The organism is Desulfovirgula thermocuniculi DSM 16036, assembly GCF_000429345.1.
GTDB lineage: Bacteria > Bacillota > Desulfotomaculia > Desulfotomaculales > Desulfovirgulaceae > Desulfovirgula > Desulfovirgula thermocuniculi.
Genome location: NZ_AUBR01000095.1, coordinates 1 through 5,300, shown reverse-complemented (window position 1 = coordinate 5,300; position 5,300 = coordinate 1). Strand labels below are relative to the sequence as shown.

General features: G+C 57.0%; 9 protein-coding genes. 8 read left to right on the top strand and 1 reads right to left on the bottom strand.

Features of this window, described 5'->3' with window-relative positions:
* The 8 genes from G454_RS21880 to G454_RS0114505 form a co-directional block, all read left to right on the top strand.
* On the top strand, nucleotides 1–209 hold a 209-nt coding region (locus G454_RS21880; protein WP_027719172.1), incomplete at its 5' end, for a hypothetical protein.
* A 252-nt stretch (nucleotides 210–461) separates the two neighbouring features.
* Entirely contained in the window at nucleotides 462–584 is a 123-nt protein-coding gene (locus G454_RS22640) for a hypothetical protein (protein WP_281168484.1), read from the top strand.
* 286 nt (nucleotides 585–870) lie between these two features.
* On the top strand, nucleotides 871–1,086 hold the full coding sequence (locus tag G454_RS0114530; protein WP_027719171.1) for a hypothetical protein: 216 nt from the start codon (nucleotides 871–873) through the stop codon (nucleotides 1,084–1,086).
* A 22-nt stretch (nucleotides 1,087–1,108) separates the two neighbouring features.
* Nucleotides 1,109–2,839, top strand: a complete 1,731-nt coding sequence (locus G454_RS19510) for a recombinase family protein (protein ID WP_051276515.1) — start codon at nucleotides 1,109–1,111, stop codon at nucleotides 2,837–2,839.
* A 40-nt stretch (nucleotides 2,840–2,879) separates the two neighbouring features.
* Nucleotides 2,880–3,239, top strand: a complete 360-nt coding sequence (locus G454_RS19505) for a ClpP family protease (protein WP_425387450.1) — start codon at nucleotides 2,880–2,882, stop codon at nucleotides 3,237–3,239.
* Nucleotides 3,236–3,448: a YlzJ-like family protein gene (locus G454_RS0114515; protein WP_027719170.1), complete on the top strand. Its 213-nt coding sequence runs from the start codon at nucleotides 3,236–3,238 to the stop codon at nucleotides 3,446–3,448. The genes G454_RS19505 and G454_RS0114515 overlap by 4 nt, the downstream gene beginning before the upstream one ends.
* Nucleotides 3,449–3,551: 103 nt before the next feature.
* Nucleotides 3,552–4,340 carry an undecaprenyl-diphosphatase UppP gene (uppP, locus tag G454_RS0114510; protein WP_027719169.1) on the top strand — a complete coding sequence of 263 codons (789 nt, stop codon included), beginning with the start codon at nucleotides 3,552–3,554 and terminating at the stop codon, nucleotides 4,338–4,340.
* A gap of 23 nt (nucleotides 4,341–4,363) precedes the next feature.
* The gene (locus G454_RS0114505; RefSeq protein WP_027719168.1) at nucleotides 4,364–5,089 is read left to right on the top strand and encodes a FadR/GntR family transcriptional regulator; all 726 of its coding nucleotides are present in this window, start codon (nucleotides 4,364–4,366) and stop codon (nucleotides 5,087–5,089) included.
* A 26-nt stretch (nucleotides 5,090–5,115) separates the two neighbouring features.
* Here the strand turns inward: G454_RS0114505 and G454_RS22180 are convergent.
* Nucleotides 5,116–5,300: hypothetical protein (locus G454_RS22180; RefSeq protein ID WP_211230117.1), on the bottom strand; the 185-nt coding region annotated here is incomplete at its 5' end.

Below are 5,300 nucleotides of genomic sequence, written 5' to 3'. Positions count from 1 at the left end.
TGGAATCGGCCCTTTACAGGTGCCTCAAGCTGGCAGAAAGCAAGGCGGAGTACACCTACCTTCTGCGGGACTTAAAGAACCTGAAAGCCGTGGAGCTTGTCTTAGAGGGCGTGAAGTATCTTTGCCGCACCGAGTTGCCTGGGAATGCCTATGAGGCCTTCCGAGTTCTCGGGATAAGACCACCTTCTGAGGTATCTGTAATAGAATAGTGGTATTGCCACAATAAGGTAAATGTTGTGGTACGTCTATCTTTTTTCCTCGTGAAGCCTTGTGTTTTCGGGATTTTTATAGTTTAGGTGTCAAACTTAGGCTTAAAGAAACCCTCGAGAGGGTGGGCATGAACCCCTGCCTGGTAAAGGCTTCCCTTGCGGCGGGCGGGGTGGTGCTGTGGGAACCGGTGATGTACGCGGCACACATTCCACCGGCAGAGGTAGGTGCATAAAGAGAGCGTGCGTAAGTTGATGGAACGGTTCTATAAGGCCAGCGTACTGGAACTGCTGGAGGAGTTCCCGGAGTTGGACGGGAAGAAATGCTCCGCCCGCCCCAGGAATCTCCTTTTCTCCCGGAAGTGCGGTTCGGGGTGACTGTTTCGGGCGGGACTCCAGAAGCTCGCGGTCCGCCCATCCCGCTGGCCGGGTGGACGGGTTCACCCGGCCTCTCGGAGAGCGTGAACTTTCGGCCTGCTTTGCTATCAAGGTGCCATCATCTGACAGAAATTGGTAGCAAAAATGAAACAGACCGCTTTGGCACACGAAGAGGTGAGGCGCTGGGTTTCATGAGCCGGCGCTTTTTCTTTTTTGTGGTCCCCGCATTTTTCGTGGAAAGTCGTGAAAGACTTTCTGAAAACCGGTAGAAAAGGGGGTATTTGTTATGGAAAGAAAAGGTAAAAAGGTTTGCGTCGGTGACGTAGAATACGAGATCTATAAAGGGGTCGGTTTCGTAAAGCTGGTGAGGGAAGAGCCGGTTCACAGAATGCGGGTAGAAAATGTTTTTCATTCCATGCCTGATTCCCGTAGCCGAATGGTGGCCTTCAAGCACCAGGCAGCACGGCTTGTGGCGGAGGCAATCGAAAAAGACAATATATAGGCCTTAAGGAGGCGGTAGCTCCTTGATACCGGTAGCTGCCCTGTACAGAGTTTCTACGGCAAGACAGGTTAAAAAGGAAGAGGAAGACAGCATACCGCTTCAGGCGAAAGCCATCCGGGAGTTTGTAGCCAGCCACCCCGACTGGGAGCTGGTGGCAGAATATGCAGAGGAAGGCGTTTCCGCTTTCAAGTACAGTAAAGACGACAGGGACGTGTTGCGGAGCGTGATAGCCGACGCCCTGTCGGGGAAGTTCAAGATCCTGCTGGTGTTCAAGTCAGACCGGCTGTCGCGCAAAAGCCTCGAATACCCGCTGGTACTCTGGCAGTTACAGGTAGCCGGGGTGGAGGTCATATCCGTAGCCGACGCCCCTGGTGGGAAGAAGCTGGAACTCAAGGACCAGTACGACAAGCTGTTGAGGTTCATCGAAGGGTGGCAGTCGGAGACGGAGAGCGTCAACACCCGCATCAGGGTATCTCACGTGATGCGGCAGATGGCGGAGCAGGGGAAGTGGACGGGAGGCAGGCCGCCTTACGGTTTCAGGCTGTCCGACTCCAAGAAGGGCCTCCCTTTGGAGATAGACGAAAGAGAAGCGGCGGTGCTGCGTGAGATGTGCAGGCTGTACCTGGAGGAGGGGTTGGGTAGCAAGAGGATAGCGACGATTCTAAACGAGCGTGGGTTAAGGACCCGAGAGGGTAAGCTTTGGAGCGACAGCAGTGTGCGCCGTGTCCTACAGAATCCCATTATTTGTGGGCTGCCGGCGTACAACAGGACGAAACCCGGGAACACGCCGACTTCCCGCGTCCGCATAAGGGGCTACACGGACCTGGACAACTTCATCATACCGCGGGACGCTGAGGGCAACCCGGCGCCGGTACCGGAGTACGTAATAATACCCCTTGAGGTCTGGCGCAGGCTGATTGCAAAAATGCAGGAAAACGACCCGAACCGGGATAAGAAAAAAGACATTGTGCATCTTTCCCCTTCCGCCAGGGCACTGGAAAGCGGCGCACTTCTGACCGGGTTCCTCGTCTGCGGCCACTGCGGTAGGGGATTCATCAGTTCAGGATGCAACCAGATGAAGCGGAGGGGCAAGGTTTACCCCTACCGCAGGAGGGTCTACCGCTGCGTAACGCACGCCAGGGTAGGCGGTGGGGAAAAGTTATGTAACGGCCAGGGTTCCTATTCACAGAAGAAGGTCGACGCGGTGTTCCTGGAAGAATTGAGGAACTTCCTCTCCGGCATTAATGCAGGAGAACTACTGAAGTACGTAGAGAGAAGGCGTGCGGACTACCTGGCGGACATCTCGACCAAGATAAAGGCCCTGGAAGCAGAACTGAAGAAGAACAAAAGGGTATACGAGGCTTGGGTTAAGAGACTCGACGAATATTTTGCTGACCCTGCTTCGAGCCTGTACACGGAGGAACTCCTGGCCGGGAAGGTGAGGGAATACAAGGAGATAATCGACTCGCTCGAAGAGGAACTGGGTGAGCTGAGGAAACAGGCGCGGACGGAGGACAGCAGGAAGGAACAGTTGCTTGAGTTCTCCAGGCGCGCCCCGGAGTGGCTCAACCTGTTCATGGAAGCCCCGGTTCCGGTGAAGAAGCGGATGCTGGCGCAGATAATCAGCAAGGTCGTGCTCTACCGGGACAAGATGGAGATCCACTACTGCGTGGACCTGGCAGAATTCCTCGGCCGGAACAGGACAGTGGAAGAAGAAGAGAGGTTCGAACTCCGCGTGCTTGCACGATTTTGATTTTAGGAAGAAATGTTGCAGCGACTATCGCACTATCGGGGTGCCCATCGCCGTGGCCGCGAGATACAGCTTTATTGCCGAAACGGCCAGCATGACCATTCACCCCATCCGCTTGAACGGCCTGGTTATTGGCGTGCCCCAGACGTACGAGTACCTGGAAAAAATGCAGGACCGGGTGGTGCGCTTTGTCACGCGCCACTCCCGCATCAGTGAAGAGTCCTTTCGCGACCTCATGTTCCGCACGGGCGAGCTGGCGCGGGACATCGGCACCGTGTTGATTGGGCGCGAGGCGGTGGAAAAGGGCCTCATTGACGAGGTGGGCGGGGTGGGGCAGGCAGTGACCAAGCTGCGGGAGTTGATTGAGGAGTGGCGGAAGGAAGGAAGGAGGACGCCGTCTTGATTTTATACACGCCCATGCAGCTGGAGCTGGTGCTTCAGGGGCTGGAAGAAATGCAACACGTGCCCACGCGCCGGGCATACATTGACGGCGTGCCGGTATTGATCCAGGATGTGGGCTTGCGGGAAGGAAAGGTGGTCAGGGTCCTGAGTACCGACCCGCGGGATTACCTGCGGTCAGACCTTTACCCCGGGGCGGTGGTAAGGTGGTAACCCCCTCCCTTCTTTTAAAAGCCCCTAGTTGGTTGTTAAATACCCGTGGTATAATAAAGGGGCTGAATGAGGCCAGAAACTGAAGGGGGAGCAGTGAGGCAACTTGAATCTCTGGCAGGCGGCCCTTCTGGGGGCGGTGCAAGGGGTCGGCGAATTCCTGCCCATTTCCAGCTCGGCCCACCTGGTACTGGTGCCGTGGTTTCTGGGGTGGCGCTACGAGGGCCTGGCCTTTGACGTGGCCCTGCACATGGGCACCCTTATGGCCGTGGTGGCCTATTTCTGGCAGGACTGGCTTGTTCTCCTGCGCGACGGCCTTTCGAGGCGGCGTAGCGCCGAAAAGCGCCTGTTCTGGTGCCTGGTGATCGCTACCGTGCCGGGGGCCGTCTTCGGCTACCTGCTGGAGGAGAAGGCGGAGACTGTTTTCCGCGAGCCCCTCCTGATCGGCATCATGCTCATGGTCATGGGGCTTATACTCTACCTGGCAGATACAAGGGCCCCCGCCTTTAAGTACCTAGAGGATATTGGCCTCAAGGAAAGCCTCTGGATAGGCCTCTCGCAGGCCCTGGCCATTATCCCCGGGGTTTCCCGCTCCGGCATTACCATGGCTGCCGGGCGTGCAGCCGGCCTGGACAGGGAAGCGGCGGCCCGCTTTTCCTTCCTCTTATCCACTCCCATTATTTTCGGCGCCGGCGTGCTGCAGTTGCCCAGGCTGGCTCCGGCCGATCTTACCGCTTCCTTCTTTGTGGGAGTGGCCACCTCGGCTGTGGTGGGATTTCTTTCCATAAGGTTTCTCCTGCGTTACCTTACCCGGCACAGCTTCGGCATATTTATCTGGTACCGGTTTTTGCTGGGGCTGGCGGTAGTTGTGCTGGCCGTTTTGAGGGCGGCGTAAATTTTTTCTGCAGGGGTAGGGAGATGAAGGGATTTAAACCTGTTAAAACCAGGCGCACATCGGAGAGCATTCTGGAGCAGATAAAGAGCCTCATCATCGAGGGGCAGCTGGCACCGGGGGACAAGCTGCTCACGGAGAGGGAGCTTTCGGAAAAGCTCCAGGTAAGTCGCGCTTCGGTGCGGGAGGCCCTGTCGGCCTTAAACCTGGCCGGCATACTGGAGATAAAACACGGCGAGGACATCTACATAAAGAGGCCGGCCCCCAATGCGGTCATTGAGCCGCTGGTTTTCATCCTCCTGCTGGAGAGGGACAAGCTGCAGAACATCCTCGAGGTGCGCAAGGCACTAGAGGTGGAGGCGGCGGGGCTGGCTGCGGAAAGGTGTCCCCCCGAGCTCCTGGAAAGGCTGGAGAAGATCATCTCCGGGATGGAGGAGGTCCTTCCCCAGGGAGAGGGCGAGAAGGCCGCCCAGCTGGATTTGGACTTTCACCTCACCCTGGCCGAGGCCAGCCGCAACCCCCTTTTGAGCCGCCTGATGAGCACCATCCAGGAAACCGTGGGCCAGACCCTGCGCATCACCCGTGCCCTCTGGCTCTCCGCCACCGCCGGGACCACGCAGCGGCTGTTTGAGGAGCACCGGGATATTTACCTGGCCGTGGCCGCCGGTGATAAATTCCGCGCTCGGGAAATTATGTACCAGCACCTCTGGAAGGTGGAGGTTGAGCTGGCCCGCCTGCTGAAGTCTACATAAGGTGGCGCGCAAAGCAAAAAAAATTTTTACAAAAGCCCCGCCAGATGCCCCCGATTTTTAATCGGGGGATGAATGGCGGCTTGGTTTTTCTCTCCGGTCGTGCTATAATTTAAGCAGGCCGGAGGAGATGTTAAATGCAGACGGTAACCCTCAAAACAAAGCTCCTGCCTCCCAACAAGGGCAAGCTGGAAAAGATGACCCGCATGCTGGA